General features: G+C 72.4%; 27 protein-coding genes. 12 read left to right on the forward strand and 15 right to left on the reverse strand.

All coding sequences use genetic code 11. The features are described 5' to 3' along the window. Positions 1-4 precede the first annotated feature (4 nt). Positions 5-298, reverse strand: a complete 294-nt coding sequence (gene paaB, locus ACFWJB_RS08585; RefSeq protein ID WP_386921111.1) for a 1,2-phenylacetyl-CoA epoxidase subunit PaaB — start codon at positions 296-298, stop codon at positions 5-7. Then, positions 295-1,272 (reverse strand): 1,2-phenylacetyl-CoA epoxidase subunit PaaA, encoded by a 978-nt coding sequence (gene paaA, locus ACFWJB_RS08590; RefSeq protein WP_385457442.1) that lies wholly within the window; start codon positions 1,270-1,272, stop codon positions 295-297. The genes paaB and paaA overlap by 4 nt, the downstream gene beginning before the upstream one ends. A 245-nt stretch (positions 1,273-1,517) precedes the next feature. Here paaA and paaI point away from each other — a divergent pair, with 245 nt between their 5' ends. From paaI to ACFWJB_RS08605, 3 genes are all read left to right on the forward strand, one after another. Beyond that, on the forward strand, positions 1,518-1,952 hold the full coding sequence (paaI, locus tag ACFWJB_RS08595; RefSeq protein WP_385457528.1) for a hydroxyphenylacetyl-CoA thioesterase PaaI: 435 nt from the start codon (positions 1,518-1,520) through the stop codon (positions 1,950-1,952). Further along, a complete protein-coding gene (gene paaK / locus ACFWJB_RS08600; RefSeq protein ID WP_385457443.1) occupies positions 1,949-3,301 on the forward strand; it encodes a phenylacetate--CoA ligase PaaK in 1,353 nt (450 codons plus the stop codon). Before paaI ends, paaK begins: the two co-directional genes overlap by 4 nt. Before the next feature lie 164 nt (positions 3,302-3,465). After that, positions 3,466-4,764, forward strand: coding sequence for a flavin-containing monooxygenase (locus tag ACFWJB_RS08605; protein ID WP_386921114.1), 1,299 nt, complete (start codon positions 3,466-3,468; stop codon positions 4,762-4,764). Positions 4,765-4,851: 87 nt separating this feature from the next. Here ACFWJB_RS08605 and ACFWJB_RS08610 read toward each other — a convergent pair whose 3' ends face one another. The 6 genes from ACFWJB_RS08610 to ACFWJB_RS08635 all read right to left on the reverse strand — a co-directional run bounded on the left by ACFWJB_RS08610 (position 4,852) and on the right by ACFWJB_RS08635 (position 10,066). Then, positions 4,852-5,979 (reverse strand): tryptophan dimethylallyltransferase family protein, encoded by a 1,128-nt coding sequence (locus ACFWJB_RS08610; protein ID WP_386921116.1) that lies wholly within the window; start codon positions 5,977-5,979, stop codon positions 4,852-4,854. A 204-nt stretch (positions 5,980-6,183) separates the two neighbouring features. Further along, a complete protein-coding gene (locus tag ACFWJB_RS08615) occupies positions 6,184-7,533 on the reverse strand; it encodes a cytochrome P450 (RefSeq protein ID WP_386921118.1) in 1,350 nt (449 codons plus the stop codon). Positions 7,534-7,547: 14 nt separating this feature from the next. After that, complete coding sequence (locus ACFWJB_RS08620; protein ID WP_385457451.1) at positions 7,548-8,141, reverse strand: ATP/GTP-binding protein; 594 nt, start codon at positions 8,139-8,141, stop codon at positions 7,548-7,550. Beyond that, positions 8,116-8,493: a DUF742 domain-containing protein gene (locus tag ACFWJB_RS08625; RefSeq protein ID WP_385457453.1), complete on the reverse strand. Its 378-nt coding sequence runs from the start codon at positions 8,491-8,493 to the stop codon at positions 8,116-8,118. Before ACFWJB_RS08625 ends, ACFWJB_RS08620 begins: the two co-directional genes overlap by 26 nt. Beyond that, positions 8,490-8,891 carry a roadblock/LC7 domain-containing protein gene (locus tag ACFWJB_RS08630; protein WP_385457455.1) on the reverse strand — a complete coding sequence of 134 codons (402 nt, stop codon included), beginning with the start codon at positions 8,889-8,891 and terminating at the stop codon, positions 8,490-8,492. Before ACFWJB_RS08630 ends, ACFWJB_RS08625 begins: the two co-directional genes overlap by 4 nt. Then, the gene (locus ACFWJB_RS08635; RefSeq protein WP_386921120.1) at positions 8,888-10,066 is read right to left on the reverse strand and encodes a sensor histidine kinase; all 1,179 of its coding nucleotides are present in this window, start codon (positions 10,064-10,066) and stop codon (positions 8,888-8,890) included. Before ACFWJB_RS08635 ends, ACFWJB_RS08630 begins: the two co-directional genes overlap by 4 nt. A gap of 326 nt (positions 10,067-10,392) precedes the next feature. Between ACFWJB_RS08635 and ACFWJB_RS08640 the strand changes: the two genes are divergently transcribed. Beyond that, positions 10,393-11,142 carry a sulfite exporter TauE/SafE family protein gene (locus ACFWJB_RS08640; protein WP_386921223.1) on the forward strand — a complete coding sequence of 250 codons (750 nt, stop codon included), beginning with the start codon at positions 10,393-10,395 and terminating at the stop codon, positions 11,140-11,142. Between the two features lie 19 nt (positions 11,143-11,161). Here the strand turns inward: ACFWJB_RS08640 and ACFWJB_RS08645 are convergent, their stop codons facing one another. Both ACFWJB_RS08645 and ACFWJB_RS08650 read right to left on the reverse strand, forming a co-directional pair. Then, entirely contained in the window at positions 11,162-11,794 is a 633-nt protein-coding gene (locus ACFWJB_RS08645; protein ID WP_386921225.1) for a response regulator, read from the reverse strand. Next, complete coding sequence (locus ACFWJB_RS08650) at positions 11,794-13,056, reverse strand: sensor domain-containing protein (protein ID WP_386921227.1); 1,263 nt, start codon at positions 13,054-13,056, stop codon at positions 11,794-11,796. The genes ACFWJB_RS08645 and ACFWJB_RS08650 overlap by 1 nt, the downstream gene beginning before the upstream one ends. A gap of 252 nt (positions 13,057-13,308) precedes the next feature. Here ACFWJB_RS08650 and ACFWJB_RS08655 point away from each other — a divergent pair, with 252 nt between their 5' ends. The 3 genes from ACFWJB_RS08655 to ACFWJB_RS08665 all read left to right on the forward strand — a co-directional run bounded on the left by ACFWJB_RS08655 (position 13,309) and on the right by ACFWJB_RS08665 (position 16,295). Beyond that, the gene (locus ACFWJB_RS08655; RefSeq protein ID WP_386921122.1) at positions 13,309-14,025 is read left to right on the forward strand and encodes a S1 family peptidase; all 717 of its coding nucleotides are present in this window, start codon (positions 13,309-13,311) and stop codon (positions 14,023-14,025) included. A gap of 168 nt (positions 14,026-14,193) precedes the next feature. Continuing rightward, positions 14,194-15,030, forward strand: coding sequence for an ABC transporter ATP-binding protein (locus tag ACFWJB_RS08660; protein WP_386921124.1), 837 nt, complete (start codon positions 14,194-14,196; stop codon positions 15,028-15,030). Between the two features lie 227 nt (positions 15,031-15,257). Next, positions 15,258-16,295 (forward strand): NlpC/P60 family protein, encoded by a 1,038-nt coding sequence (locus ACFWJB_RS08665; RefSeq protein ID WP_386921126.1) that lies wholly within the window; start codon positions 15,258-15,260, stop codon positions 16,293-16,295. A gap of 52 nt (positions 16,296-16,347) precedes the next feature. Here the strand turns inward: ACFWJB_RS08665 and ACFWJB_RS08670 are convergent, their stop codons facing one another. Next, complete coding sequence (locus ACFWJB_RS08670) at positions 16,348-17,994, reverse strand: TlrC/CarA/OleB/SrmB family ABC-F type ribosomal protection protein (RefSeq protein ID WP_386921128.1); 1,647 nt, start codon at positions 17,992-17,994, stop codon at positions 16,348-16,350. Between the two features lie 457 nt (positions 17,995-18,451). Here ACFWJB_RS08670 and ACFWJB_RS08675 point away from each other — a divergent pair, with 457 nt between their 5' ends. Beyond that, positions 18,452-19,753 (forward strand): protein kinase, encoded by a 1,302-nt coding sequence (locus tag ACFWJB_RS08675; protein WP_385457467.1) that lies wholly within the window; start codon positions 18,452-18,454, stop codon positions 19,751-19,753. Between the two features lie 100 nt (positions 19,754-19,853). Here ACFWJB_RS08675 and ACFWJB_RS08680 read toward each other — a convergent pair whose 3' ends face one another. Beyond that, positions 19,854-20,333, reverse strand: coding sequence for an ATP-binding protein (locus tag ACFWJB_RS08680; RefSeq protein ID WP_385457469.1), 480 nt, complete (start codon positions 20,331-20,333; stop codon positions 19,854-19,856). A 168-nt stretch (positions 20,334-20,501) separates the two neighbouring features. Between ACFWJB_RS08680 and ACFWJB_RS08685 the strand changes: the two genes are divergently transcribed. Beyond that, complete coding sequence (locus ACFWJB_RS08685; RefSeq protein ID WP_385457471.1) at positions 20,502-20,879, forward strand: STAS domain-containing protein; 378 nt, start codon at positions 20,502-20,504, stop codon at positions 20,877-20,879. A gap of 32 nt (positions 20,880-20,911) precedes the next feature. On the opposite strand, the gene ACFWJB_RS08690 is transcribed toward ACFWJB_RS08685, so the two are convergent. Both ACFWJB_RS08690 and ACFWJB_RS08695 read right to left on the reverse strand, forming a co-directional pair. Further along, entirely contained in the window at positions 20,912-21,496 is a 585-nt protein-coding gene (locus ACFWJB_RS08690) for a DUF6529 family protein (protein WP_386921131.1), read from the reverse strand. Between the two features lie 33 nt (positions 21,497-21,529). Continuing rightward, positions 21,530-22,042 carry a hypothetical protein gene (locus ACFWJB_RS08695; RefSeq protein WP_386921133.1) on the reverse strand — a complete coding sequence of 171 codons (513 nt, stop codon included), beginning with the start codon at positions 22,040-22,042 and terminating at the stop codon, positions 21,530-21,532. A gap of 235 nt (positions 22,043-22,277) precedes the next feature. On the opposite strand from ACFWJB_RS08695, the gene ACFWJB_RS08700 reads away from it, so the two are divergent. Together ACFWJB_RS08700 and ACFWJB_RS08705 are read left to right on the forward strand one after the other, a co-directional pair. After that, entirely contained in the window at positions 22,278-23,072 is a 795-nt protein-coding gene (locus ACFWJB_RS08700) for a hypothetical protein (RefSeq protein WP_386921135.1), read from the forward strand. 289 nt (positions 23,073-23,361) lie between these two features. Beyond that, positions 23,362-23,490, forward strand: coding sequence for a hypothetical protein (locus ACFWJB_RS08705; protein WP_386921137.1), 129 nt, complete (start codon positions 23,362-23,364; stop codon positions 23,488-23,490). Positions 23,491-23,520: 30 nt separating this feature from the next. Here ACFWJB_RS08705 and ACFWJB_RS08710 read toward each other — a convergent pair whose 3' ends face one another. Next, positions 23,521-24,381 carry a UbiA family prenyltransferase gene (locus ACFWJB_RS08710; protein ID WP_386921139.1) on the reverse strand — a complete coding sequence of 287 codons (861 nt, stop codon included), beginning with the start codon at positions 24,379-24,381 and terminating at the stop codon, positions 23,521-23,523. A gap of 46 nt (positions 24,382-24,427) precedes the next feature. On the opposite strand from ACFWJB_RS08710, the gene ACFWJB_RS08715 reads away from it, so the two are divergent. Beyond that, positions 24,428-25,609 (forward strand): type III polyketide synthase, encoded by a 1,182-nt coding sequence (locus ACFWJB_RS08715; RefSeq protein WP_386921141.1) that lies wholly within the window; start codon positions 24,428-24,430, stop codon positions 25,607-25,609.

A 25,609-nucleotide genomic window follows, 5' to 3' on the forward strand; every position in this document is an offset into this window, starting at 1 on the left:
GCTCCTAGATGTGGGGGACGTCGTCGGGGATGTCGTAGAAGGTGGGGTGGCGGTAGACCTTGTCGGCGCTGGGGGCGAAGAAGGGGTCCTTCTCGTCGCGCGTGGAGGCGGCTATGTGCTCGGAGCGGACCACCCAGATGCTCACGCCCTCGTTGCGCCGGGTGTAGAGGTCGCGGGCGTGGGTGAGCGCCATGGTGTCGTCGGCGGCGTGCAGCGAGCCGACGTGGACGTGGTTGAGGCCGCGCTTGCCGCGTACGAACACCTCGTACAGCGGCCAGTCCCGCTTCCCGGAGGTCATGCCGCCGCTCCCTTCTCCGTACGGGCGGCCTGCTTGGCCGCGTGGGCGGTGGCCGCCTCGCGGACCCAGGCGCCCTCTTCGTGGGCGGAGCGCCGCCGCTCCATCCGCCGGGCGTTGCACGGGCCGTCGCCCTTGATGACACGCATGAGTTCGTCCCAGTCGGGGGTGCCGAAGTCGTGGTGCCCCGTCTCCTCGTTCCAGCGCAGCTCGGGGTCGGGCAGGGTGACACCCAGCTTCTCGGCCTGGGGGACGGTCATGTCGACGAAGCGCCGGCGCAGTTCGTCGTTGCTGTGCCGCTTGATCTTCCAGGCCATGGACTGCGCCGAGTTGGGCGAGGCGTCGTCGGGCGGCCCGAACATCATCAGCGACGGCCACCACCAGCGGTTCACCGCGTCCTGCACCATCTCGCGCTGCGCGTCGGTGCCGCGCATCATCGTCATCAGCAGTTCGTAGCCCTGCCGCTGGTGGAAGGACTCCTCCTTGCAGATGCGCACCATCGCGCGCGCGTACGGCCCGTAGGAGCTGCGGCACAGCGGGACCTGGTTGCAGATCGCCGCGCCGTCCACGAACCAGCCGATCACGCCGACGTCGGCGAAGCTGAGGGTCGGGTAGTTGAAGATCGACGAGTACTTCTGCCGGCCTTCGATGAGCCGCTCGGTGAGGTCGGCCCGGTCGGCGCCGAGCGTCTCGGCCGCCGAGTACAGGTAGAGGCCGTGGCCGGCCTCGTCCTGGACCTTGGCGAACAGGATCGCCTTGCGGCGCAGCGACGGCGCCCGGGTGATCCATTCGCCCTCGGGCTGCATGCCGATGATCTCCGAGTGCGCGTGCTGGGCGACCTGGCGGACGAGCGTCCTGCGGTAGCCGTCCGGCATCCAGTCGCGCGGCTCGATCCGCTGGTCGTGCGCGATCGTCGCGTCGAAGTGCTCCTGCAGCCCCTCGGGGGGCGGCGCCTCGGCGGCGTGTGTCGTGGTCATCGATACCAGCTTCCCCTACCGACCATTCGTTCGGTACCAGTCTGACGTGTTTCCCGGGACCGGGCAAGACCCGCAGCCGGCCGCCTCCCCGGCCGACGGGGCACGGCACGGGCGTCCGGCTCTTGACAGGCCCCGATGCGGCTGGATTACTAGGCCGTGCCGCACGGTAACCGAATGTTCGGTCGGGAAACAAGGTGGTGGACGACGTGGCGCAGGCCGTTGAGACGACGACGTCGGCGGAGGTGATGTTCGCCGCGGACGAGGCGTCCCGTCGGCTCGGCATCGAGCTGCTCGAGCGGGGCGAGGGCACGGCCGTGGTCCGCATGACCGTGACCCCCTCGATGGTGAACGGCCACCGGATCGCCCACGGCGGCTATCTGTTCCTGCTCGCGGACACCGCCTTCGCGTGCGCCTGCAACAGCCACGGGCCGGTGACCGTCGCCGCCGGTGCCGACATCGTCTTCGTCGCCCCCGCCCATGAGGGTGACGTACTCGTGGCGACCGCCGAGGAACGCACCCGGTACGGCCGCAGCGGCGTCTACGACGTGAGCGTGCGGCGCGGCGAGGAAGTGATCGCGGAGTTCCGCGGGCGCAGCCGGAGCGTCCGGGGCTCGACGAAGGACACGACGGCGGACCCGGCCGCGGACGGGGCGCCGAGCACGACGAAGGAGTCGCGATGAGCAGCGAACCGACGACCGGCGGACCGACGGTCACCGCCCCCCGCCTCGGGGGACCCCTCCCCCGGGACCTGCGGGACGACGGCGAGCGTCTCACCGGCGAACAGCTGCGCGAACTCCAGCTCGACCGTCTGCGCGCGACCCTGCGGCACGCCTACGAGAACGTGGAGCTGTACCGGAGGAAGTTCGACGCGGCCGGGGTGAAGCCCGACGACTGCCACAGCCTGGCGGACCTGGCCCGGTTCCCCTTCACCACGAAGGCCGACCTGCGGGAGACCTACCCCTTCGGCATGTTCGCCGTCCCGATGTCCGAGGTGCGGCGCGTCCACGCCTCCAGCGGCACCACCGGCCGCCCCACCGTCGTCGGTTACACGGACAACGACCTGTCCATGTGGGCGGACGTCATCGCGCGCTCGATCCGGGCCGCCGGCGGCCGCCCCGGCCACAAGGTCCACATCTCGTACGGCTACGGCCTGTTCACCGGCGGCCTGGGCGCCCACTACGGCGCCGAACGCGCCGGGTGCACCGTGATCCCCGCCTCCGGCGGCATGACGGCCCGGCAGGTGCAGATCATCCAGGACTTCCGGCCCGAGATCATCATGGTCACCCCGTCCTACATGCTCACCCTGCTCGACGAGTTCGAGCGGCAGGGCATCGACCCGCGCACCACCTCCCTCGAGGTGGGCATCTTCGGCGCCGAGCCGTGGACCGAGGAGATGCGCCGGGAGATCGAGGAGCGCATGGACATCCACGCCGTCGACATATACGGGCTGTCCGAGGTGATCGGCCCGGGGGTGGCGCAGGAGTGCGTGGAGACCAAGGACGGGCTGCACGTGTGGGAGGACCACTTCTACCCCGAGGTGGTCGACCCGCTCACGGACGAGGTGCTGGCCGAGGGCGAGGAGGGGGAGGTCGTCTTCACCTCGCTCACCAAGGAGGCGCTCCCCGTCGTCCGCTACCGCACCCGTGACCTGTCCCGGCTGCTGCCCGGGACCGCCCGCCCCGCCTTCCGCCGGATGGAGAAGGTCACCGGCCGCTGCGACGACATGATCATCCTGCGCGGTGTGAACGTCTTCCCGACCCAGATCGAGGAGATCGTGCTGCGCACACCCGGTGTGGCGCCGCACTTCCAGATCCAGCTCACGGAGCGCGGCCGCATGGACCACATGGTCGTCCGGGTCGAGGCCCGCCCGGACGCCGCCCCCGAGCAGCGCGAGGCCGCCGCGCGGACGATCGGCCAGGGGGTCAAGGACGGTGTCGGCATCACCGTCGAGGTGGCGGTCGTCGATCCCGAGACGCTGGAGCGCTCGGTCGGCAAGCTTCGCCGGGTGCAGGATCTCCGCCGGCCGTGACCGCCCGCCCGGTACGGCGTCCGGTGGGATTCACCGGACGCCGTACCGGGCGAAACGTGAGCACGGACACAGCGGTTCGGCGGGGGTACTGGTGTGCGGGGAGACGCGGATGGGCAATCAATGCATGATCGGGGGAGGTTGTGTCCGTCCTGAGGGGAAAACCCGTGCGAGTGTGTGTGATCGGTGCCGGTCTGTCGGGGTTGGCTGTGGCCCGTGCCCTCAACGACCGCGGCATCGAGTTCGTCTGCCTGGAGAAGGCTCCCGACGTCGGCGGTATCTGGCGTCAGCCGCAGGCGGGTGAGCGCGGCCCGGGTTACCAGTCACTGCACCTCAACACCGCCAAGCAGCTCACCTGTTACGCCGACTACCCGATGCCGTCCTCGTACCCGCTCTACCCGCGGCACAGCGATGTCGCCGCCTATCTGCGGTCGTTCGCCCAGTGGGCCGGGATACTGGACCGGGTCGAGCTGCGCACCGAGGTGGCCTCCGTGCGCCAGGACGCGGACGGCATGTGGACGGTCGTCAGCCGGGACGCGGCCGGGGAGGTGACGTCGCGGCGGTTCGAGCACGTGATCGTCGCCTCGGGACACCACAGCGAGCCGGCCCTGCCCGACCCCCTTCCGCCGGGCGCGGCCTCCTACACCGGGCGGATCCTGCACTCCCTCGACTACCGGGACGGCAGCGACTTCGCCGGGCAGCGCACCGTCGTGGTCGGACTGGGCGCGTCCGCGGTGGACATCGCGGCGGACCTCTCCCGGCACGCGGCGCAGACCGTGCTGTCGGTGCGCCGGGGCCTGCACATCGTGCCCAAGCAGCTCTTCGGGATGTCCGTCGACGAGATCGCCGACGCGCCCTGGTGGGCCGCCATGTCCTTCGCCGAGCAGCGCAGTTTCGTGGAACAGGCCCTGCACGTCGCGCGGGGCAGGCTCTCCGACTACGGGCTGCCGGAGCCCGACCACCCGGTCTTCTCCTCGGCCGTGACCCTGTCGGACGAGATCCTGAGCCGCATCCGGCACGGCGCGGTGACACCGAAGCCGGCGATCGACTCCTTCGACGGCAGCCGGGTCGTGTTCACCGACGGCACCGCCGTGGAGGCGGACACGGTCGTCTACTGCACGGGCTTCCGCATGGCCTTCCCCTTCCTGCCCGCGGGCTGCCCGCTCGGGCCGGACGGCTCGGTCGAGCTGTACCGACGGGTCGTCCCGGCCGGCCGGCCCGGCCTGTACTTCGTCGGCCTCGTCCGGCCCGTGGGTGCGATCACGCGGCTGGTGGAGGCCCAGGCACAGTGGGTGACGCGGCTCATCGAGGGCCACGCCGCGCTGCCCGGCCAGGACGCGATGCGTGAGGAGATCGGCACGTACCTCGCCGGGATCGCCCAGCGTTACGGCAGGACGCAGGGCGCCTCGATCCAGGTCGACGTGGGCCCGTACCTGAACGAGTTCCGCGAGACGCTCAACGTGTAGCCGTCCCGCGCGTCCACGCGCGCCGTCCACGCCCAGGGCCCCCGGTGACGTCCACCGAGGGGCCCTCGGTCGTGCCGGGCGCGTCGCTCAGCGCGCCCCCACCGCGTCCCGGACCTCCCGGGCGGCCGGCGGCCTGACCGCGTAGGCCTCCGAGGAGAGGTACGCCGTCACCCGTGGCGCGCGGTCCCGCTGGTGGGCCAGCGCCAGGTAGGCGATCAGGCCCACGCCGTCCTCCGGCCGGCGCCCGGTCACGGCGGCCAGCGCCCGGCCGAGCACGGGGCTGTCCACGCCGTACCGGCGCAGCACGCTGACGCCCCGCGCGAGGGCTTCCCCGTCGTGCCGGGCGTAGTCCCGGACGGGGATGTGGAGGGTGAAGCCGCTCGGCCGTGCCGAGCCGGTGTCGGTGAAGGAGTGGCACGTCAGGCCGGGCCGCCCGTCGAGACGCGCCACGCGCGTGGCCGCGCCCGCGGCCGTGAGGAAGAAGTCCTCGATCGTGGCGGGGTGGGGGCTCGGGTCCATGCGGGACAGCAGCCCCGCCCGCCCGGCGGTCAGGTCGTCGTGCCGCAGGTAGACCTTCACCCGGGGCTCGTCCCAGTCGCCGAGGTCGAGCGCGACGAACGGATACCCGTCGGCGGCGGGGAGCGTGGCGAACGCCTTCCGGTGTCCCAGCCGGTACAGGGCCTCGCGCACCGTCTCGACGGTGCGCTCCGCCCCGGAGGCGGCGGGGTTCAGGTACACCTTGACCTTGGGCACGCCGCCGGGTCTCAGTTCGAGCGCGCACCACAGGGCCAGCGGGCCCTGCGGGGAGCGCGGCAGGAACAGGTCCCGCACCGCGTCGAGCGGGCCGGTGCCGAAGTTCCAGCGTTTCGCCATCGCCCGCACCGTCTCGTAGCCGACGCGACCGTTGTGAGCCAGGCTGTCTGCGCCGCAGCCCGGTTCCAGGAGCACCCGCAGAGCGGGGGCCGCGCCCGGCTGGAAGGAGAGGGAGAACTCCACCGGGGTGTGATCGTCGGACAGGAAGGTGCGGTTGGGCGGGGGAAGTGCCAACGAGCGGTCGCTCTCGTCCCCCAGACTGTCCGTCAGCAGCCGGGCATAGGTGTCGAGGTCGGTCTCGGACAGACCCGCCACCGCGCCGAGTCTTCGCAACTGACCGCTCGTGAAGGCGCCGAGAGTCGTGGAGCCCGGCAGCCCGCCGCCCAGGGACGCCCCCGTCACCGGTCCGTCCCTGGCCGCAGGCGGACAAGAGGATACCCGCCCCTTCGGGCGGGTATCGGGGAGAACGGCGGCGGGGAAGCGGCGTTCGCGGATATGTGGTCCACGACACCTCCTTTTACTCGTGAGCAAATTGAGCCGCGTGCTCACTACCCGTGCCGTTGAACGTTTATGCGATTGTGGCGGTTCGGGCGTGTGTTACGGATATCACCGCGTGAGCCAGTTGAGGAACTGGCTCCACATACCTCCGCGTTCGGGCGTACGCGCCGCCTGGCCGGTCGCCGCCTCCTGCGTGGCGACCGCGGGGCCGCCGGGGCCGGGACGCCGGCCCGGCTGCACCGGGGTGAAGCGGGCCGGGAGGGTGGCGAGGGCCCGGTTGAAGGGTCCCGGCCGCCAGGTCAGGCTGTCCTCGGGGACGGCGAGTTCCACGTCGGGCAGCTCGTTGAACAGGTTCTCGATGGCGGTGACGGTGATGTGCCGGGCCGGCTCCTTGGAGGGGCAGGCGTGCGGGCCCGCGCTCCACGCCAGGTGGGCGCGGTTGCTGCCGGCCTGACGGGCGGCCTGCAGGGCGGGTCCGGTGTTGGCCGCGGCGAAGCTGACCAGCACCAGATCGCCCGACTGGAGGCGCTGTCCGGCGAGTTCGACGTCGCCGGCCGGGTAGTGCGGCGCGTAGTTCGACATGGGAGGGTTCTCCCACAGCGTGTCGTCGAGGGCCTCGTCGATCAGCCCGCCCTCCCGGGCGTACCGCTCGTGGGTGAGGAGCCGGTGCAGGGTGTTCCCGATGAGGTTGCGCAGCGGTTCCGCGCCGGCTCCCAGCAGCAGTGCCAGCTGGTGGACCATCTCCTCGTCGGTGAGGCCCGCCTGGTGCTGCATCAGCCAGGAGGTGACGTCGTCGCCCGGCCTGGCGCGCTTGAGCGCGACGAGCTCGCCCACGGCCTGGAACAGCACCGCGGTGGCCTTGTCCGCGTTGACCCCGTCGAACATGCCGGAGATGCCGAACAGCACCCGGTCGCCGATGTCGGCGGGGCAGCCGAAGAGCTCGTTGAACACGAACAGCGGCAGCTGCTTGGCGTAGTCGCCGAGCAGGTCGGCCGAGCCGCGGACGGCGAACTGGGAGACGAGGTAGCCGGAGATCTGCTCGGTGCTCCGGCTCAGGCGGCGGGTGTCCACGCGCGCCATGCTGTCGGTGACGGCCTGCCGCAGCCGAAGGTGGTCGGCTCCGTCGGCGAACATGCAGTTGGGCCGGTAGGCGAGCAGCGGGGCGACCGGGCTGTCCGGGCCGACCTTGCCCTCGTTGAAGGCACGCCAGCGGCGCGCGTCCTTGCGGAAGGTCCCTGAGTCCTGCAGCAGTTGCAGGGCGGCCGCGTAGTCCGTGACCAGGGTCGCCTCCACCCCGGGGGCGAGCTCGACGGGAGCGGCGGGCCCGTAGTGGCGCAGGTAGTCGTAGTACGCCTGGGGGGCGGCGGCGAACTCCGGCCCGTACAGCGGCACCCGGCCGCCGGAGCCGTGGGCAGGGCACCCGGGCGGGGGCACCGGGGCCGTGTCGTGAGCGTCCATGTTGTTCTCGGTTCCTAGCGGGTGTGGTCCAGCAGGTAGCGGACCAGAGTGGTCAGTGCGGCGGCCGAGGACCTCTCGTCGCGGGCGTCGCAGGTGACGACGGGGGTGTCGTCGAGCAGGTCCAGGGCTTCGCGCAACGCCGGCTCGTCGCGCAGCGGGGCACCGTCGAAGTGGTTGACCGCGATGGCGTACTCGAGTCCGTACTGCTCGATGAGGTCGATCACGGGGAAGGAGTCCGCCAGCCGTTCGGGGTCGACGAGCACCAGGGCGCCGAGCGCGCCGCGCGCCATGTCCTCCCACATCTGGACGAAGCGCTGCTGGCCGGGCGTGCCGAAGAGGTAGAGCACGACGCGGTCGCTGATGGTCAGACGGCCGAAGTCCATGGCGACCGTGGTCGTGGTCTTGCCCTTGACCCCCTTGAGGTCGTCGACCGACTCGGCGGCCTGCGTCATCGTCTCCTCGGTCGACAGGGGCTCGATCTCGGAGATGGACCCGATGAGGGTGGTCTTGCCCACGGCGAAGTGACCGACGACGAGGATCTTGACGGCGGTCTGGGTCGCCCCGCCACGAACGTAGGCCTGCTCATCCAAACTTGGCGCGGAGACCATTGAGCACCTCCTCCAGGATCTCCTTGTCCGCGAGGCGGGCGCGAGCCACCGGCGGGCGGGTCATGACGAAGCCGCCTTCCATGAGGGAGGCCAGCAGGATGCGCACCACGCCCAGCGGGAGGTGGCTGTGTCCGGCGATCTCGGCGACCGAGAGGTAGCCGGCGGAACAGAGGTCGAGCAGGCTCTGCTCCTCGGGCGACAGCCGGGTCGGTCGCCGCGCGTGGTCGGCGGACGCGGTGACCAGTGTGATGAGCGAGAGCTGTTCGTCGTCGGGCAGCCCCCGGCCCTTGGTGATGACGTACGGCCGTACTAATTCCGCGGCTTCCGGCTCCCAGCCGTCGTGCCCGGTCATGAGTGGGTGCCGAGGTTCTCGCGGGGCGGCGTCGTCAGCCGCTTGCCGAGCTGCGCGACGAGCTGCTGCATGCGGAAGGTGATGTCCGCCATGTCGACCTCGGGCGAGGCGGAGACACCGAGGTAGGCGCCCTCGCCGGCGGAGATCAGGAACACCCAGCCGCCGTCGAACTCGACGAGGGTCTGCCGCCACGCCTGGTGCGGGTCCTCACAGAAGAAGGCGAGCGTCCGGCTGAGCGACTGCACGCCGCTCATCGCGGCGGCGACCCGGTCCGCGTCGTCCTTGTCGAAGTCCTGCGTCCGGGCCATCAGCAGACCGTCGGCGGATATCAGGACCGCGTGCAGGGCCCCGGGAATCTCCAGGGCGCTGTCGAGCATCCATGACAGATCGTCGTTCACGAGACTCCATGTCCTTCGCTGCTTGCACCAGGTGTTCTGCTCGTCCGGTCCTCGTCCTCGGGCCGGTCGGCGCGGCCGGCGCGGCCGGACTGCGTGCCCCGCTGGAACGCGCCCATGATCTGAGCCTGTTCGGACTCGGAGCGGCCCGCGGCGCGCGGGGCCGAGGTGTTGCCGGGGACGATGGCCATCGGCCGCTTGCGGCGTCGCCGGGGAAGGCCGTCGCTGGTCTGCGACGAGGGGAGCGCGGCTTCGGGCCCGCCGTCCAGGACCGGCCGGGCCGTGCCCGCGGCCGGCGTCGGTGCCTTCTTCTCCGGCATGGCGGTGAGCAGTTCGTGCGGCAGCAGGACGACCGCGCGTACGCCTCCGTAGGGAGAGGAGGAGTCCACCGACACCTCGAAGCCGAAGCGCTCGCACAGCAGGCCGATGACCGCGAAGCCGAACTGCGGGGGGTTGCCGAGCCCCGCCACGCCCGAGGCGCGCTCGCTGGAGAGCAGCTTCTCGGCGCGGGTGCGCTCCTCGTCGCTCATGCCGACACCGGCGTCGTCGACGACGACGCAGATGCCCTTGGGCACGGTGCGGATGTTGATCTCGACGACGGTGTCCGGGCTGGAGTAGCTGGTGGCGTTGTCGAGGAGTTCGGCGAGCACCAGGGCGACGGGTTCGACGGCGCGGCTGGTGATGCCGAAGTCGACCTGGGAGAGGATCTCCACCCGCCGGAAGTGCCGGATCCGGCCCTGGGCGCTGCGGACGACGTCGTACACGGAGGCGGTGTCGCGCCGTCCGCCGAGCCAGCCGTCGCACAGCACGGCGATGGACTGCGCGCGCCGGCCGAACTGCGAGTTGGTGTGGTCGATCTCCAGCAGGTCCTGCAGCAGGGCCGAGTCGCCGTACTTGGTCTGGAGCCGGGTGAGCACCAGCTGCTGCTCGGCGGCCAGGCCCTGGAGGGTGCGCATGGCGGACTTCAGAACGGTCTTGGTCTCGTCCTCGGCCCGCTCCTGGGCGGCTTGCACGGACTTTCCGTAATTGTTCTCCAGCTCCGTGTAATGGTCCTTCAGGCCCCGTACTTCCTGCCGCAGCGCTCGGGCCGCCCTGCGCTGACGGCTGACGAGCACGGCGGCGGCGACGAGGGCGACGAGGAGGACCCACACCAGTGGGTTCCCTGTGTATTCCGTCATAAGACTCTCTTCAGGCGACTGACGGCTTGCTGAAATCCCGTCCACGCGGGCGGCCCGGCGGACCGCCCGCGCCGGTTGCTGCCCGGGCCGTCCCTGAAGTCGGGGATGCCGTCTTTCACCCATCCGCCCGCTCCGCAAACGCGGTGATCGTATCACCGTCGGATCTTGTGAATTAACGTCAAGAAGTGTGCGTGCACGACTGGTTGGAGGTCGGCCGCGACCGATTCGCAGGCGGTGGGTACAGTCGGCCGCGTGACAGATGCAGAGGGCACCTTCCGGCGGAACATCCGCTCGTACCGGGGCGGTACGGCGTGACGCCCGAGGCCATGGCGGCGGTGTTCGCCGCGGGCGCCGGGGCCGGGGCGGTCAACAGCGTCGTCGGCTCGGGGACGCTGATCACCTTCCCCGTGCTGCTGGCCGCCGGACTGCCGCCCGTCACGGCCACGGTGTCCAACGCCCTCGGTCTCATCCCCGGTTCCGTGAGCGGCGCCATCGGCTACCGCGCGGAACTGCGCGGCCAGCGCCGACGCGTCCTGAAACTGGGCACCGGGGCCCTGCTCGGCGGGCTCGCGGGGGCCACCCTGCTGCTGTCCCTGCCGGCCGACGCCTTCGAGACGATCGTGCCGGTCCTGGTCGGGCTCGCCCTCGTGCTGGTCGCCCTCCAGCCCCGGCTCGGCGCCATGGTGCGCCGGCGCCGCGAACGGACCGGCGACACCCGCCGCGACGGCGGTCCACTGCTGTACGGCGGTCTGACGCTGGCCAGCGTCTACGGGGGCTACTTCGCCGCCGCTCAGGGGATCATCTACCTGTCCCTGATGGGCATGCTCCTCGACGAACCCCTGCAACGCCTGAACGCCGTGAAGAACGTCCTGGCCGCCGTCGTGAACAGCGTCGCCGCGCTCTTCTTCCTCTTCGCGGCGGACTTCGACTGGACGGCCGTCGTACTCGTCGCGGCCGGCTCCGGGCTCGGCGGTTACCTCGGGGCCAAGGTGGGCCGCCGCTTCAGCCCCACGCTCCTGCGGGCCGTCGTCCTGACGATCGGTACCGTCGCGCTCGTCCAGCTGCTGCTGCGCTGACCCGCGTCCCCGCCCGGTCTCACGCCCGCAGATACGCGAGGACCGCCAGGACCCTGCGGTGGGTCTCGTCGGCCGGGGGCAGGTCCAGCTTGGTCAGGATGTTCCCGATGTGCTTGCCCACGGCCGCCTCGGACACGACCAGGTCGCGGGCGATCGCGCCGTTGGACTTCCCCTCCGCGATCAGCGCCAGCACCTCCCGCTCGCGCGGGGTGAGCCGCTCCAGCGGGTCCCGGCGGCGGCGCAGCAACTGCCGTACGACCTCGGGGTCGACGACCGTGCCGCCGGACGCGACCTCGGAGAGCGCCGCGACGAACTCCTCGACCTGGCCGACGCGGTCCTTCAGCAGGTAGCCGACGCCCGTTCCGTCGCCGGAGTCCAGCAGTTCGGCGGCGTAGGCGCGTTGTACGTACTGGCTGAGGACCAGCACGGGCAGCGTGGGCCGCTTCTCCCGCAGCCGCACCGCGGCGTGCAGGCCCTCGTCCTGGAAGCCGGGGGGCATGCGGACGTCCGTGACGACGGCGTCGGGCGCGTGCTCCTCGACGGCGGCGACGAGTGCCTCCGCGTCGCCGACGGCCGCGACGACCTGGTGCCCGCAGCGGTCGAGCAGGGCGATGAGCCCGTCCCGCAACAGCACACTGTCCTCGGCCAGCACTACGCGCAGCGCTCGGTCCACTCGCACGGCATCTCCACACGCAACAGGGTCGGTCCGCCCGGCGGGCTGGACAGGGAGAGTCTGCCATCGAGCACCGAGACCCGGTCGGCGAGCCCGGTCAGCCCGCTGCCCTCCCCCGCCCGGGCGCCGCCCCGCCCGTCGTCCCCTATCTCGAGGAGCAGCCGCCCGCCGCGGTGCCGGCCGCGCACCTCGGCCCGGCTCGCCCCGCTGTGCCGGGCGACGTTGGCGAGGGCCTCGCACACCACGAAGTAGGCCGCCGCCTCCACGGCCTGCGGCAGCCGTCCGGGCAGCTCCAGGTCGAGGTCGACCGGGACGGCGGACCGGTCGGCGGCGTCGGCGACGGCGGCCTCGAGGCCGTAGTCGGCGAGGACCTTGGGGTGGATGCCGTGGATGAGTTCGCGCAGCTCCTCCAGGGCCATGCCCGCCTCCCGGTGGGCCTTGGCGAGCTGGTCGGCGAGGGGGCCCGGCGGGACGTCCAGGCGGGCCAGGCCCAAAGTCATGGTCAGCGCGATCAGGCGTTGCTGGGCCCCGTCGTGCAGGTCGCGTTCGATGCGGCGGCGCTCCGCCTCGAAGGCGTCCACCAACCGCACGCGGGAACGCGTCAGTTCGACCACCTTCGCCTGCGGTCCGCCGCCGCGCGGGGCGATCAGCAGGCGGGTCAGCTCGGCGCGTGCGCCGGCCGCCGCGCCCAGGACGTAGGCGCCCAGCGCAAGCAGGACCAGCCCGAGCAGGGCGACCGCGCAGGCGGCCGGCCAGGTGGTGACCGTCCACTGCTTGAGCACCTTCGCCTCCTCGCCGCCGCCGGCCGTGGCCATGAGCAGCGGTGTCGCGGCCATGGAGAGGGGGAAGAGGAGCGCCACGGTGACGACGAGGGCGTCGAGGGGCCACAGCAGTACCGCGAGCAGCAGGGCGTGGCCGAGCTCCTGCCAGGTCGCCTGCTCCCGCAGCCGCGTCGTCAGCCAGGCCCGCGCTCCCCCGCCGGCGGAGGGGCGGTGCGGGCCGGGCGCGGGTTCGGTGTCGACCAGGCGCAGCCGGCGGCGCTCGACACGGGCCACGGGGAGGCCGGCGAGGGCGGTGAGCAGCAACAGCGGCAGGCCCACCAGGACGAGGGCGAGGGCGGCGCCGAGCACGGCCGCGGTCACGATGCCCACGAGGGCGGCGACGCCCGCCGGTACACCGGTGAGCAGGTATCCGGCCGAGCGCCACGGCCACGGGGACAGCAGGAAACCGGGCCGCGACATGGCCTGCCGCACATTGCGAGGATGCATGCGGCTCACCGTAGGAGGTCCGCCCCGGCGACGGCCATCGGCCCAGGGGGTGGGACGGGGGTAGTGCCTGCCCCACCCCGCGGCCGCGTCCTCTCCGCCAGGTCCCCTGGCATAACGGCGCGTTATGGAAATCCGGTAGTGGCGGTGCCGGCACCCCGGCCGAAATGCTGGACCGCGCCCACACCCATCACTCGCCGCGACGCGTGCCGTCGGAATCGAGGAGCCTTGCGCATCACCAGAGTCGTCCCCGCCGTCCTGGCCGTCCTGCTGTCCGTCCTCGCCCTCGCGCCGAGCGCCTCCGCCGCGGAGCAGCGGCCCGGCACCGGCGGCCCCCAGCCGATCATCGGCGGCGGGTACGCGCAGAACGCCCCCTGGGCGGCCCGCCTGTTCTCCAACGGCGCCGAGACCTGTACCTCGACCATCATCTCCGCCAACTGGATACTGACGGCCAAGCACTGCGTCGGCAGCGGCGGGCTGGCCTTCCGCATCGGCAGCCTCGACCAGCGGACCGGCGGCACGGTCGCCAACGGCGTCCAGACCACCACCCATCCCTCGGCCGACCTCGCGCTGGTCCGGCTGGACCGCTCCGTGGCGGCCACCTACGCACGCCTCGGCCAGCCGGGCACGGTGCGGGTGGGCCAGACCGTGCAGGTCTACGGCTGGGGCGCCACCTCCCGGTGCGGCTCGGAGATCAACTGCCAGTCCCCGTACCTCAAGGTGGCCAACGTCAGTGTGACCAGCGGCTGCAGTGACGCCTACTACGGTTCGGCCATCTGCGCGCGGCCCGTCGACGGCATCACCGCGGGCGGCGACTCCGGTGGACCGATGATGGCCGGCGGCGTACAGGTCGGCGTCGCCTCGACCAGCGACCGGCAGACCACGACGGCGTACACGAACGTGACCGCCTACCGCTCGTGGATCCAGTCCGTGGCGGGCGTCTGACCTCTCCCCCGGCTGTCCTCCCTTCCGCGCCCGCCCCTCGTCACCGGGGCGGGCGCGGCCGTGTCCCGCCGGTCGCCGCGCGTCCAGGAAACGGACGCCCCGGCAAGAGCGTGGTGGATGCATCTACCGTGCGCGGTGGACGTGGTGCCGCGAGTGGAGGAGCTCCTGATGGCCGGGCAGACAGCGCAGACCCAGGTGGACGGTCGCGGGGCGGCCGTGCTCCTCCTCGAGGACGTGAGCGTACGCCGCCACACGACCGACCAGCTGATCCTGGACGGCATCGACTGGACCGTCCGGCCCGGGGAGCACTGGGCCCTGCTGGGGGCCAACGGGGCCGGGAAGACCACCCTGCTGCGGCTCCTCGGAGCCCTGATGCACCCCACGGGCGGAAGCGTGGAGGTCCTGGGCAGCCGGCTCGGCCGGGTGGACGTGCGGGAGCTGAGGACCCGCATCGGCCACGTCACCTCGGCCCAGCGGGTGCCGCAGGACCTGCACGCCCACACGGTCGTGCTCACCGGCCACAGCGGCACGGTGCAGCCGCTGTGGCGGACGTACGACGACGAGGTACGGCTCCGCGCCCACGACCTGCTGGCCGAGCTGGACGTCAAGGAGCTGGCGGACCGACCGTACGGCGTCTGCTCCGGCGGACAGCGGGCACGCGTCCTGATCGCCAGGGCACTGATGGCCGACCCGGCGCTGCTGCTCCTGGACGAGCCGTTCAACGCCCTGGACCTGCCGTCCCGCGAGGACCTGGTGGAGGCGATGCACCAGCTGGCCGAGAGCCGCCCGCACCTGGCCACCGTGACGGTCACCCACCACCTGGAGGAACTGTTCCCCGCGGTCAGCCACGCCCTGCTGCTGCGCGAGGGCCGGATCCTGTCCCGGGGGCCGGTGGACGCGGTGCTGACGGATCCGCTGCTGACCGCCTGCTTCGGCCGCGACATCACGGTCACCCGGCGCGACGGCCGCTGGTCGGCCTACTCGGGCCGCCGCACCCACGCGTAGGAGGCGCTGCCGAGCCTGACCAGCCGGCCGTCGGCTTGCAGGGTCCTGGCGGCAGCGACGTGCTGGTCCGATGGCACCGCGCCCCGTCGAAGGGCTACTTCTGCCGGTGGTTCTGCATGGTCCACCCCCACGCGCTCGTGGTCCACTCGCCAGAGGCCGGGGGCGACACCGGCATCATCTCCTCGCCTCTGCAGGACCACGCCGCTCGTGAACAGGAGTCCGTTCTCGTGACGTCCCATCGTCGACCCAAGCAGCCGAGCCGCACACGCGTGAGCGTGCTGACCACGGCAGCCGCCGCTGCCGTCGCCCTGAGCGCGAACGCCGCCGACGCCGCACCCGGTCAGAAGCTCGGCAAGGACGAGGTCAAGGCGAAGGTCGACAAGCTCTACGTGCAGGCGGAGCAGGCCACGGAGAAGTACAACGGGGCCGACGAGAAGCAGCGGAAGCTGCAGAAGGAGGTCTCCGCCCTCCAGGACAGCGTCGCCCGCGGCCAGCAGGAACTGAACACGCTGCGCGACGGACTGGGCTCACTGGCCGCCGCCCAGTACCGCTCCGGAGGCATCGACCCCTCGGTGCAGCTCCTCCTCTCGTCGGACCCGGACGACTTCCTCGCCAAGGCGTCCACGCTCGACCAGTTGAGCAGCCAGCAGGTCGACGCCCTGAAGAAGATCCAGGGCAAGCAGCGGGCACTGGCCCAGGAGCGCGCCGAGGCCACCGAGAAGCTCGAGGATCTCGCCACCACCCGCACCGAGCTGGGCAACAGGAAGAAGGAAGTCCAGAGCAAGCTCGCCGAGGCGCAGAAGCTGCTCAACACCCTGACCGCGAAGGAGAAGGCCGCCCTCGCCGCCGAGCAGCAGCACGCCGACCGCACCTCCGCCGAGCAGGCCGGAATCGGTCATCACGCCCCCGCGTCCGGCCGGGCCGGCGCCGCTTTCGCCGCCGCCCAGAGCCAGATCGGCAAGCCCTACATCCGTGGCGCCACCGGTCCCTCCTCGTACGACTGCTCGGGCCTGACCTCCTGGGCCTACGCCCAGGCCGACGTCCACATACCGCGCACCTCCGAGGCCCAGTCGGGCATCGGGACCCGCCTCACACGGAGCCAGCTCCAGGTCGGCGACCTGGTCTTCTTCTTCAACGACCTGCACCACGTGGGCCTGTACGCGGGCAACGGCCAGATCCTGCACGCCCCTCGCACCGGCACGGTCGTGCGGTACGAGTCGATGGACACCATCGGCGGACCGTTCATGTTCGGCGTCCGCGTATGACCCGTCGGGCCACCGGCCGGAACGTCGCTCCACGACCCGGCGTACACCGAGTTCACTCCACCCGGGCTCCCGCGGTCTCCGGCAGTACCAGATGATCGCCCCGGAACCGCGCCCGCAGCGCGCGGTCGTGGGTGACCAGCACGATCGCCCCCGGGTATCCGGTCAGTGCCTCCTCCAGTTCCTCGACCAGCGCCGGTGACAGGTGGTTCGTCGGCTCGTCGAGCAGCAGGAGGTCGGCGGGGTCCGAGACCAGTCGAGCCACGTCCACGCGGCGGCGCTGACCGTACGACAGCTCGCCCATGCGCAGCCGCAGTTCCGCGGGGCGGAAGAGGCCGAGGGCGAGCAGGGCGTCGGCGTGCTCGTCGGCGGAGCCCGCACGGCCCAGTCCGAACGCCTCGGTCACCGTCAGGTCCGGCGGCCACGGCGTCTCGTCCTGGCGCAGATGACCCACCCGGCCGGGCACCCGCACCGAGCCCTCGTCCGGCCGCAGCTCACCGGCGAGCAGCTTCAGCAGCGTGGTCTTGCCGGCTCCGTTGGGGCCGGTGACCAGAAGCCTGCCGCCGCGGCCGAGGGCGAGGGAGCACAGGCGCAGGCGGTTCCCTGCCCGTACGTCCGACAGCTGGGCGGCGGGAAGCTCCGCGCAGGCGCTTTCGGCGCCCGCGACGGCGGCCGTCGTCGCCACGCGCGCCGTGAAGGCCAGCGGGTCCGGCGGCGGTGCCACCGGGCTCGCGGTCAGCCGCTCGACCCGCTCGCGGGCGTTGCGGATACGGGCCATCGCGCCGTGTGCCCGGCCGCGGGCCCGGAAGCCGCCATGACCGAAGTTGGCCAGCGGCGCCTTGCGGGGGATCGTGCCGAGGCGGGCAGCCTGGCCGGCGGCCAGCCGCTCGTTGCGCGCGAGTTCGGACCGCCACACCTCGTACTCACGGAGGCGTCGGCGGCGTTCCGCCGCCTTCGCCGTGCGGTAGCCGGTGTAGCCGTCGCCGTAGCGGGTGACCTTTCCCCCCTCGGCCTCCAGGACCGTGCTGGTCAGGCGTTCCAGGAAGACGCGGTCGTGGGTGACCGCGAGCACCGTGCCGTGGTGCGCCCGCAGCTGCGCCTCCAGCCACTCCACGGCCTGATCGTCCAGGTCGTTGGTCGGCTCGTCCAGAAGGAGCAGCTCGGGGCGGCCCGCGAGGACGGCGGCCAGGGCGAGACGGGAGCGCTCGCCGCCGGAGAGGGTGCCGAGTCGGCGCTCACGGCGAAGAGCCGGCAGGCCGAGGTGGTGCAGCGCGATGTCCACCCGGTGGTCGGCGTCGTAGCCGCCCCGGTCCTCGTAGCGTCCGAGGAGCAGTCCGTACGCGGCGAGTGCGGCCGGGTCCTCGCCGTCGCCGAGCGCCTGCTCGGCCCGGCGGAGCCCGGCCTCCAGAGAACGCAGGTCCGCGAGGGCCAGGTCGACGGCGTCCTGGACGGTGGCGGTCGGGGGCAGGGGGATGGTCTGGGGCAGGTAGCCGATTCCGCCGGCGGCGGTCACGGTCACCTCGCCGCTGTCCGGGCGCTCCTGACCTGCGACAAGCCTGAGGAGCGTGGACTTGCCGGCGCCGTTGTCACCGATCAGCCCGGCCTTCTCCCCCGGCTTCAGCGTGAAGGAGACCTGGTCCAGAACGGTGCGGCCGGGGTAGCGCTTGGTTACGTGGTCGAGCGTGAGTTGTGAGGTGTGCAAGATCGGATCCCTCCTGGCCACGCGGGCTTCGGCCCGGGCCGGATCGGGGTGGACGGCTGCACGGCGAGGCGCGGCGACGGCGGAGCACTGCTCTACGCGGTCGGCGCCGGTGATCTCACAGGGAACCCATGAACAGGACGGTACGCCACGATGCGCGGTTTGACAAGACGATACGTCTCGCCTTGTTCGGTGCACGTCCGGACGGGCCTTCAGGTGTCGGCTCCGGCGCCGGCGGGGCGTCGCCGACTTCGTCCGGATGCCTGCCGCGTCCTCGGGGTACCCGCCTCACAGCACGGACCAGGACAGGCCCGGTACGCGGTGACAGCAAACGGAGAATCAGATGAAGGCCCGCCGATCAGAAGCCCCGTCGACTGCCGCGCCGGCTCCGCCGGACCAGCGGTGTGCCGACGTCCTGTCCGGCCGGTACCGGCTGGGCGCGAGGATCGGATCGGGTGGCATGGCCGACGTGTACGAGGGCGTCGACACGCGTCTTCGCCGGCCCGTTGCGATCAAGGTCTTCCGGCCGGGCCCCGACCCACTGATCGAGGACCGTCTTGCCGCGGAGGCCGTCCTTCTCGCCCGCCTGCAACACCCCGGCCTGGTCACCGTCTACGACACCGGCCGTCACGACGACCGCAGTTACCTGGTCATGCAACTGGTCGAAGGTCCCACACTGCGCGATGTCCTGGCGCGCGGGACGCTGCCCCATCGACGGGTGGCCGACCTGGGCAGCGCCCTCGCACAAGCGCTCGCCCATGTGCACCGGGCCGGGATCGTGCACCGCGACGTCAAACCGTCGAACGTCCTGCTCGACGCGGCCGGCGAACCCCACCTGGCCGACTTCGGCATCGCGGAACTGGCGAACGCCACGCGCCACTCCTCGCCCGACGTGCTGACCGGCACCGCCGCCTACCTCGCTCCCGAGCAGGTCGAGGGAAGGGGTGTCGGAACCCCCACGGACATCTACGCGCTCGGCCTCGTCCTGTTGGAGTGCCTGAAGGGCGAACTGGAGTACCAGGGAACCCCGTTGGAGGCGGCGATCGCCCGCCTGCACCGCCCGCCCGTAATCCCTGCCTGCCTCCCAACGGACCTGACGGCCCTCCTGCGGGCCATGACCGCCCAGGATCCCGAGGTGCGCCCGGACGCCGAGCGGTGTGCGCGAGCTCTTGCCGCCCTGGACGCCGGACGGCCGGCGCACTCGTCGCCTCTCGCGGCGACCGCACCGGTCTCCGCCCACCGCGAAGCGGACGAGTCCGTACGGACGCACAAGGTGGCGACCGCCCGGCCCGTCCTCGCGGGTACCGTCCGGCACAGCCGCCGCCTGGCGGCGGGGACCGCCGTAGCGGCACTCTCCGTGGCCCTGGGGGCGACCCTCGCCGTCGCCCCGGGCACCAGTGGAAACAACGACGACCGCGCCGACTCGGTCTCGACCCCCGTGCGCACCCCCTCCGGCACGGCGACGTCCGGAAGCAGGCCCAGCGCGGACCCGTCGACCGCCTCTCGCGCCGAACCGTCCAGGACCGGTACATCCCGTCCGGCCGCTGCCCCGACCGGATCCCACGCCGAGCCCGTCTCGCGGACCCTGGACCCGTCCGGCCCGGCACCGGACCGCCAGCGCGCCACCGGCCCTAGGGACTCGGCGCCGCACCACCCCCGGAACACGAACGCCCACACCCGCGGCACTTCGCACGGCACCCCCCCGAAGGTGCCCGCGAACGCCAACAAGGCGCACCGCCCGGTACGGAAGGGACACGGCTGAGGGCAGTGGGCGCGGCGGGCCGGACCCTCGGCGAAGGGCGCCGATACGAGGGCGGCGCCCGCCGGTCGCCCCCTCGACGGCGCGGGTGCCTTGTCCCGCCCTACTGAGGCGAGCGGCCGGCGAGGGCGCCGCCGGGGTCGTCGGCCAGGGCGAGGCGGACGGTGACGCGCTTGCCGACGGGCTCGCGCTGGACTTCGAAGCCCTGGGCGACGGCCATCACGATCTCCAGGCCGTGCTGGCCGACCCGGCCGGCGTCCCCGGCCCGGGCGATGGGCAGGGCCGGGTCGGAGTCCCACACCTCGACCTCGACCACGTCGCCGAGGATGCGCAGATCGAGCAGCACCGGACCCGGAGCGTACTTGCGGGCGTTGGTGACCAGCTCGCTGACCACCAGTTGTGTGAGCTCCATCGCGCGCTGGGAGACGGGCAGACCGTGTTCGGCCTGGACCCGGCTCAGGAAGTCGGCGGCCAAGTGGCGCGCCTGAGCGATGACCGCGCCGTCCCCGTCCAGGGCCGTCGTGGTGTGCATGCTCTGCCCGCCGGGCGTGGTGCCGTCCTCGCCCACGGGCATGGAGTCCATTCGAGACGCATTCATTACCCCGTTCACGACCCCCGCCTACCCGCGTCCGCGTGATCGACTCCTGCCGATACCGTGTCGGCTCCGTCACACCTTCCAGGCACCTGGAATCAGCCGGTGGCCGCGGGGTGGCGAGTCGAGGCGGGGTCCTGATGTGCCAAGATCACTGACATGGGTGAGGAAGAAGTACCGGGCACGGAACATGTCGTACTGCCGGGTCAGTTGTCCGTCGCGGCCACCGTCACGGACGGCATCGACGTGCTGACCCCGGCCGGGGAGATCGACCACCACACCGGCGACGCCCTGCGCCGGTCCCTCGACCTGAGCGGCACGCCCCGCCCCCGCGTCGTGGTGGACATGCGGCAGGTGACCTTCATGGACTCCAGCGGCATCAACATCCTCATCGGCGCCCACCAGGCACTCACGCGGGCCGGCGGCTGGCTGCGCCTGGCCACCGTCGGCCCCGCCGTGATGCGCACCCTGGAGCTCGTCGGCGTCGACACCCTCATCGACATCCGTGAGACCCGCGAGCAGGCGCTCAGCGGCTGAAGCGGCCGTGCTCGTTCCGCCGGGTCCCTTCGCTACAGACCGGGAACGGCGGATCCGTTGAGGGCCCAGAGCGCGGCGGAGTACCACAGCACGCCGACGGCGCAGAACAGGGCACTTCCGGCGACCGGGAGCGTCCAGCCGGGGAGGTGCCGGCTGTGCACCACCAGCACCTTGGCGACGAAGGCCCCGTACAGCGCGCAGCCGGCGACCGAGTGCAGGAAGACCCGGGTGCTGGTGGTTTCCACACCGTAGGTGTTGACGCAGTGGAAGGCGATGGGCACCGACAGCAGGAAGGCCGCCCAGCCCGTCACACGGTGCGCGGTGGGGACGCCGCGTGACGCGGCGGCGAGACCGGGGAGCCGCCCGTACATCCACAGGGCCAGCAGGAGCTGGACGACCGCCAGGCCGAACAGGGCCGTGCCCAGGCGGGCCTTGAGCACGACGGCGTCGGCACCCTGGGCACCGAAGAGGTTCGTCGTGTACTGGGGGCTGTGGTGCCGGCCGGTCACCCAGATCGCCACCGCCGTGGCCAGTGACAGGGCCGCGCCGAGCACGACAGCGGCGACCCGCGCCGGAGCGTTGCGGCGGCGGTCCCGGTGGCCGGTCCTCGTCGTCACGTCGGTCGCCCGTCCCTCCCGGTCGTCACCGGTTCAGCTCTTGTCGACCTTGTTGCCGCCGGCGTCGAGTACGTACCACTCGGCGCCGAACTGGTTGAGGCCCTGACCGTTCGTGTCGCCGGGCTTGGAGTCTCCCGCGTACCGGTAGAGCGGGTGCCCGTGGTAGGTGACCTGCGTCGTGCCGTCGGACCGCTTCGACGTGCCCGCCTGACCGGACTTCGCCGAGCCGCCGGCCGACGGCGTCCCGGACGTCAGCAGCGGCGGCCAGGCCGTGGCACACGCCCCGTTGCAGGTGGAGGTCGTCGACTTGTCCGCCTCGAACAGATACAGGGTGCGTCCCTGTCCGTCGACCAGGATGGTGCCGAGCGAGCCGGCCGAGGCGGTCTTCACCACCGCCCGCGGGACGGCCGTCGCGTTGCTCGGGGCCGTGCTCGACGGCGTCGAGTACGAGGACCCACCACCGTCGCCGCCGTCGGAGCATCCACTCGCCGCAGCGATCGTCACGAACGCGGCCGACACCATGACGGCCAGGCGGAAACGCCTCATCTCAGCTCCACTGTGCGTAGGTCCCGATGTCCGATGTCCGGGGGCCGACGAACGCATGCTCACCGATCCGCGCGCTCTCCACGGGCCGCAAGGCCCGTGGCCGTCCCGGGATTCACCGGGATGGCGGCGGACCACGCCCTGCTCCCCCGAGCCCTGTGACACTGCCGTGCGGCAAGGCGCCCACATTGCCGGACCCCGGAAGGGAGCCGCACCCGCCGTCTGCCGTTTTGTGCAGATGACGCTCCGCACCCCGGCGGCCATCATGATCAACCGGGGCGGCTCCTGGGGCTGGGGTTCGTACGAGGTGAAGAGCGAGGCGCGGATGCCGGGGATCCAGACCGATCCGTTGGACACGGCGGGGGCATTGTTCGTGGCGGTCGTCGGGCTCGGCGTGGCGTGGTGGGGAGGCATGGCCGTCCTCCACCCGCGCCGGCCGCCGGAGCCGTTCGAGGGGCCCGTGTGGGTGGTCCGCTCCTGGGGGCTCGGCTACGTGCTGTCGGGTCTCTGCACGAGCGTGAGGATGGTGACCACACTGTTCGGTCGGGAGCCTGCCTGGCTGACGGCGGTCTACTGGGTGGTCGGACCGCTCCTGATCTGCTCGATCGCGGCGGCGTACGTGATCCGGCGGCGGGCGCGCCGTCGGGACGGGAAGGCGCCCGTCGGACGGCACAAGGCGACGCGGCCCGTACTGCGGAGCGAGGCCGCCCTGGTGATCGGGGCCTGCTGGGCGGTCAGCGTGCTGGGCCACAGCGTGACCGCGGCCCTCGACGAGCCTCTCCTGCCCGTCGCTCCCCTCATCGGCGCCGGGCTCGTGCGGTGGTTCTGGACGCGCCACCACTCCTGGCCGGCGGCCGTCGCGGCCGGCCTCGCGGGAGCCGTGGTGCTGTTCGGGCTCGTCGACGTACTGCGACCGGAGCTGAACCGCTACGTCGCGGACGCGCTGGCCACCGGGGCCGCGGCGACCTCCGCCGTGGCCGCGCTCGTCCTGGCGGAACGCATGCGGGAACGCCGTCATGCGACCGCACGGTGACCCGCCGCCGGGTCGGGCTCCGTCCGACGTCCCGGCGTGAATCCCCCGCGCCGCTCCGTCCCGTGACACGAGCTCGAAAGGCCCGGCACATGTCTCCCCCAGCGATGACGTTATGTCTCGGCATACCGGTGGTCGTGCCGGCGTTGCTCATCGCCGCCTCGGGTGTGGCGGCGATGACCCGGGGACGGGTGCTTCCCACGCACCGGGTCCCGTCCGCCGCACGCGTCTCCACGGCTGCGGGCAGCTGGTCGTCGCCGTCGCCCTCTCCTGTCAGGCGGTCTTCGGGCTGATGACCGACAACCTCGACGCCCGGCAGTGGGGCACCCTGACCGGCAGCCTGCTCATGGTGGCCGGCATCGTCGTGATCGGCGTGGGTCGGCGCACCGCCGGCCGCAGGCACGGCACCGAAACACCCTGAGTCGCGGCCGTACCGAGGGGCCGGGGACGGTCAGGCCAGGTCCGGTCCCCGCAGCAAGAGCTGCGTCAGGGCGATGCCCGCCACCACGATCGCCGCCCGAAACGGCCACCGGCTCCGGACGTCCCACGGCACAGCCGTACCCGCGACCGCGACGGCGCCCGCCGTGACCGCCAGCGCCCCGCCCGGCCCGCCCACCGCCCCGGGCGGGCCCGCGACCAGTACGCCCACGGCCGTCAGCATCACGACCGGGGCCAGCCACCGGCAGGTTCCGCGGCCGAGCCGCTGCGGCAGCCCGCGCACACCGGTCCCGAGATCGTCCTCGATGTCCGGCAGCACGTTGACCAGGTGCGCACCCACGCCCAGCAGCGCCCCGGCCGTCACCGCCCACCAGGCGGGCCAGGACGGTGACGGAAGACCGAGGGTGACGAAGGCCGGCAACGCTCCGAAGCCCACGGCGTAGGGCAGCGGTGAGAGCACCGTGCGCTTGAGCACCAGGTTGTATCCCCATCCCATGGCCACCATGCCCAGGTGCGCCGTTCCGGCGGCGGCGCCGCTCAGCAGCGACAGCGGCACGCACAGCCCCAGCGCGGTCCCGGCCGCGACAGCCGCCGCCCGAGGCGCGAGTTCACCGGTGGCCAGCGGCTTGTCGCGTCGTCCGCACACCGTGTCGCGGCGGGCGTCGACCGCGTCGTTGCACCAGCCGACCGAGAGCTGGCCCGCCAGCACGGCCGTGGCCACCGCGGCGGACCCCGCCGCCCCGCGGCCCGCCGCCACGGCGAGCGCGGTCACGAACACCGTCACCGCGACCGCCGGCTCCAGGTGGCAGCAGCGCAACAGCACCGGAACGCGGCGTGTCGCGGACGTAAGGGTTCCGGGTGCGTGTAGAGACACACAGGGACGTTAAGGGAGAATCCGGCAAGAGAAGGGCATGACCGGCATGCGTGTCACTGCGATCGTCGACGACGCCCTTCCCCTGCCCGCCACGTCCTCCCGCCCGGCTCCCCCGGGCACGGCGACCTCGGTCACCGCGATCCGCACCGCACTGCCGCCGTACCGGTACGCCCAGGAGGACCTCACCGAGGCCATCGGTGATCTGTGCCTGCCCTCCGGTGCCGACCGCGCCCTGTTGCGCCGCCTCCACGCGTCGGCAGGTGTGCGCACACGCCATCTGGCCCTGCCGATCGAGCGGTACACCGACCTCGGCGACTTCGGGCGGAGCAACGACGCGTGGCTGGCCGCCGGGCTCGAACTGGGCGAGGAAGCCCTCGCCGGCGCACTGCGGGACGCCGGGCTCGGTCCGGCCGACGTGGATCTGCTGGTGTGCACCTCCATCACCGGCATCGCCGCTCCGTCGCTCGACGCCCGGCTGGCCGGGCGCCTGGGACTGCGGCCGGACGTCAAGAGGCTCCCGGTGTTCGGCCTGGGGTGCGTGGCCGGCGCGGCCGGACTCGCACGGCTGCACGACTACCTGCGGGGCCACCCGGGCGACACCGCCGTACTCCTCAGCGTCGAACTGTGCTCACTGACCCTCCAGCGGCGCGACGCCTCACGCGCCAACCTCGTCGCCGGCGCCCTGTTCGGCGACGGCGCCGCGGCGCTCGTGGCACGCGGCGGTGGCGGCGCCGGGCCGGGCGGGTCCGGGCCGGGCGGGTCCGGGCCGGGCGGGGCCGGGCCGGGCGGGGCCGGGCCCCTGGTGGTCGCGACACGCAGCCGCCTGTATCCGGACACCGAACGACTCCTGGGGTGGGACATCGGCCCCACCGGGTTCCGTGTCGTGATCGACGCCGGTGTCCCCGACATCGTGCGGGACCACTTGGGCCGGCACCTGCGCGCGTTCCTGGCCGAGCACGGTCTCACCACGGACGACATCGGGAGCTGGGTGTGCCACCCGGGAGGCCCCAAGGTGCTCGCCACCGTGGCCGACACCCTCGGCCTGCCCGGTGGTGCCCTGAACACCGCCTGGCACTCGCTCGCAACGGTGGGAAACATGTCCTCCGCCTCCGTGCTCCACATCCTGAGGGAGACCTGGGAGTCCCACCGCCCCGAGCCCGGCACGTGGGGTCTGCTCCTGGCGATGGGGCCGGGGTTCTGTTCCGAAGTCGTCCTGCTGCGCTGGTGA

The sequence above is a fragment of the Streptomyces sp. NPDC127100 genome (assembly GCF_042724095.1).
GTDB lineage: Bacteria > Actinomycetota > Actinomycetes > Streptomycetales > Streptomycetaceae > Streptomyces.

Coding starts and splice junctions, on each gene's coding strand:
- paaK (WP_385457443.1), top strand. CDS start 1,949: ATGAGCAGCGAACCGACGACCGGCGGACCGACGGTCACCGCCCCCCGC.
- ACFWJB_RS08625 (WP_385457453.1), bottom strand. CDS start 8,493: ATGACCGGGCACGACGGCTGGGAGCCGGAAGCCGCGGAATTAGTACGG.
- ACFWJB_RS08640 (WP_386921223.1), top strand. CDS start 10,393: ATGGCGGCGGTGTTCGCCGCGGGCGCCGGGGCCGGGGCGGTCAACAGC.
- ACFWJB_RS08715 (WP_386921141.1), top strand. CDS start 24,428: ATGCGTGTCACTGCGATCGTCGACGACGCCCTTCCCCTGCCCGCCACG.
- ACFWJB_RS08700 (WP_386921135.1), top strand. CDS start 22,278: ATGACGCTCCGCACCCCGGCGGCCATCATGATCAACCGGGGCGGCTCC.
- ACFWJB_RS08705 (WP_386921137.1), top strand. CDS start 23,362: ATGACCGACAACCTCGACGCCCGGCAGTGGGGCACCCTGACCGGCAGC.
- ACFWJB_RS08685 (WP_385457471.1), top strand. CDS start 20,502: ATGGGTGAGGAAGAAGTACCGGGCACGGAACATGTCGTACTGCCGGGT.
- paaI (WP_385457528.1), top strand. CDS start 1,518: ATGTTCGCCGCGGACGAGGCGTCCCGTCGGCTCGGCATCGAGCTGCTC.
- ACFWJB_RS08680 (WP_385457469.1), bottom strand. CDS start 20,333: ATGGACTCCATGCCCGTGGGCGAGGACGGCACCACGCCCGGCGGGCAG.
- ACFWJB_RS08620 (WP_385457451.1), bottom strand. CDS start 8,141: ATGGTCTCCGCGCCAAGTTTGGATGAGCAGGCCTACGTTCGTGGCGGG.
- ACFWJB_RS08650 (WP_386921227.1), bottom strand. CDS start 13,056: ATGTCGCGGCCCGGTTTCCTGCTGTCCCCGTGGCCGTGGCGCTCGGCC.
- ACFWJB_RS08615 (WP_386921118.1), bottom strand. CDS start 7,533: ATGGACGCTCACGACACGGCCCCGGTGCCCCCGCCCGGGTGCCCTGCC.
- ACFWJB_RS08695 (WP_386921133.1), bottom strand. CDS start 22,042: ATGAGGCGTTTCCGCCTGGCCGTCATGGTGTCGGCCGCGTTCGTGACG.
- paaB (WP_386921111.1), bottom strand. CDS start 298: ATGACCTCCGGGAAGCGGGACTGGCCGCTGTACGAGGTGTTCGTACGC.
- ACFWJB_RS08675 (WP_385457467.1), top strand. CDS start 18,452: ATGGCCGACGTGTACGAGGGCGTCGACACGCGTCTTCGCCGGCCCGTT.
- ACFWJB_RS08660 (WP_386921124.1), top strand. CDS start 14,194: ATGGCCGGGCAGACAGCGCAGACCCAGGTGGACGGTCGCGGGGCGGCC.
- paaA (WP_385457442.1), bottom strand. CDS start 1,272: ATGACCACGACACACGCCGCCGAGGCGCCGCCCCCCGAGGGGCTGCAG.
- ACFWJB_RS08635 (WP_386921120.1), bottom strand. CDS start 10,066: ATGACGGAATACACAGGGAACCCACTGGTGTGGGTCCTCCTCGTCGCC.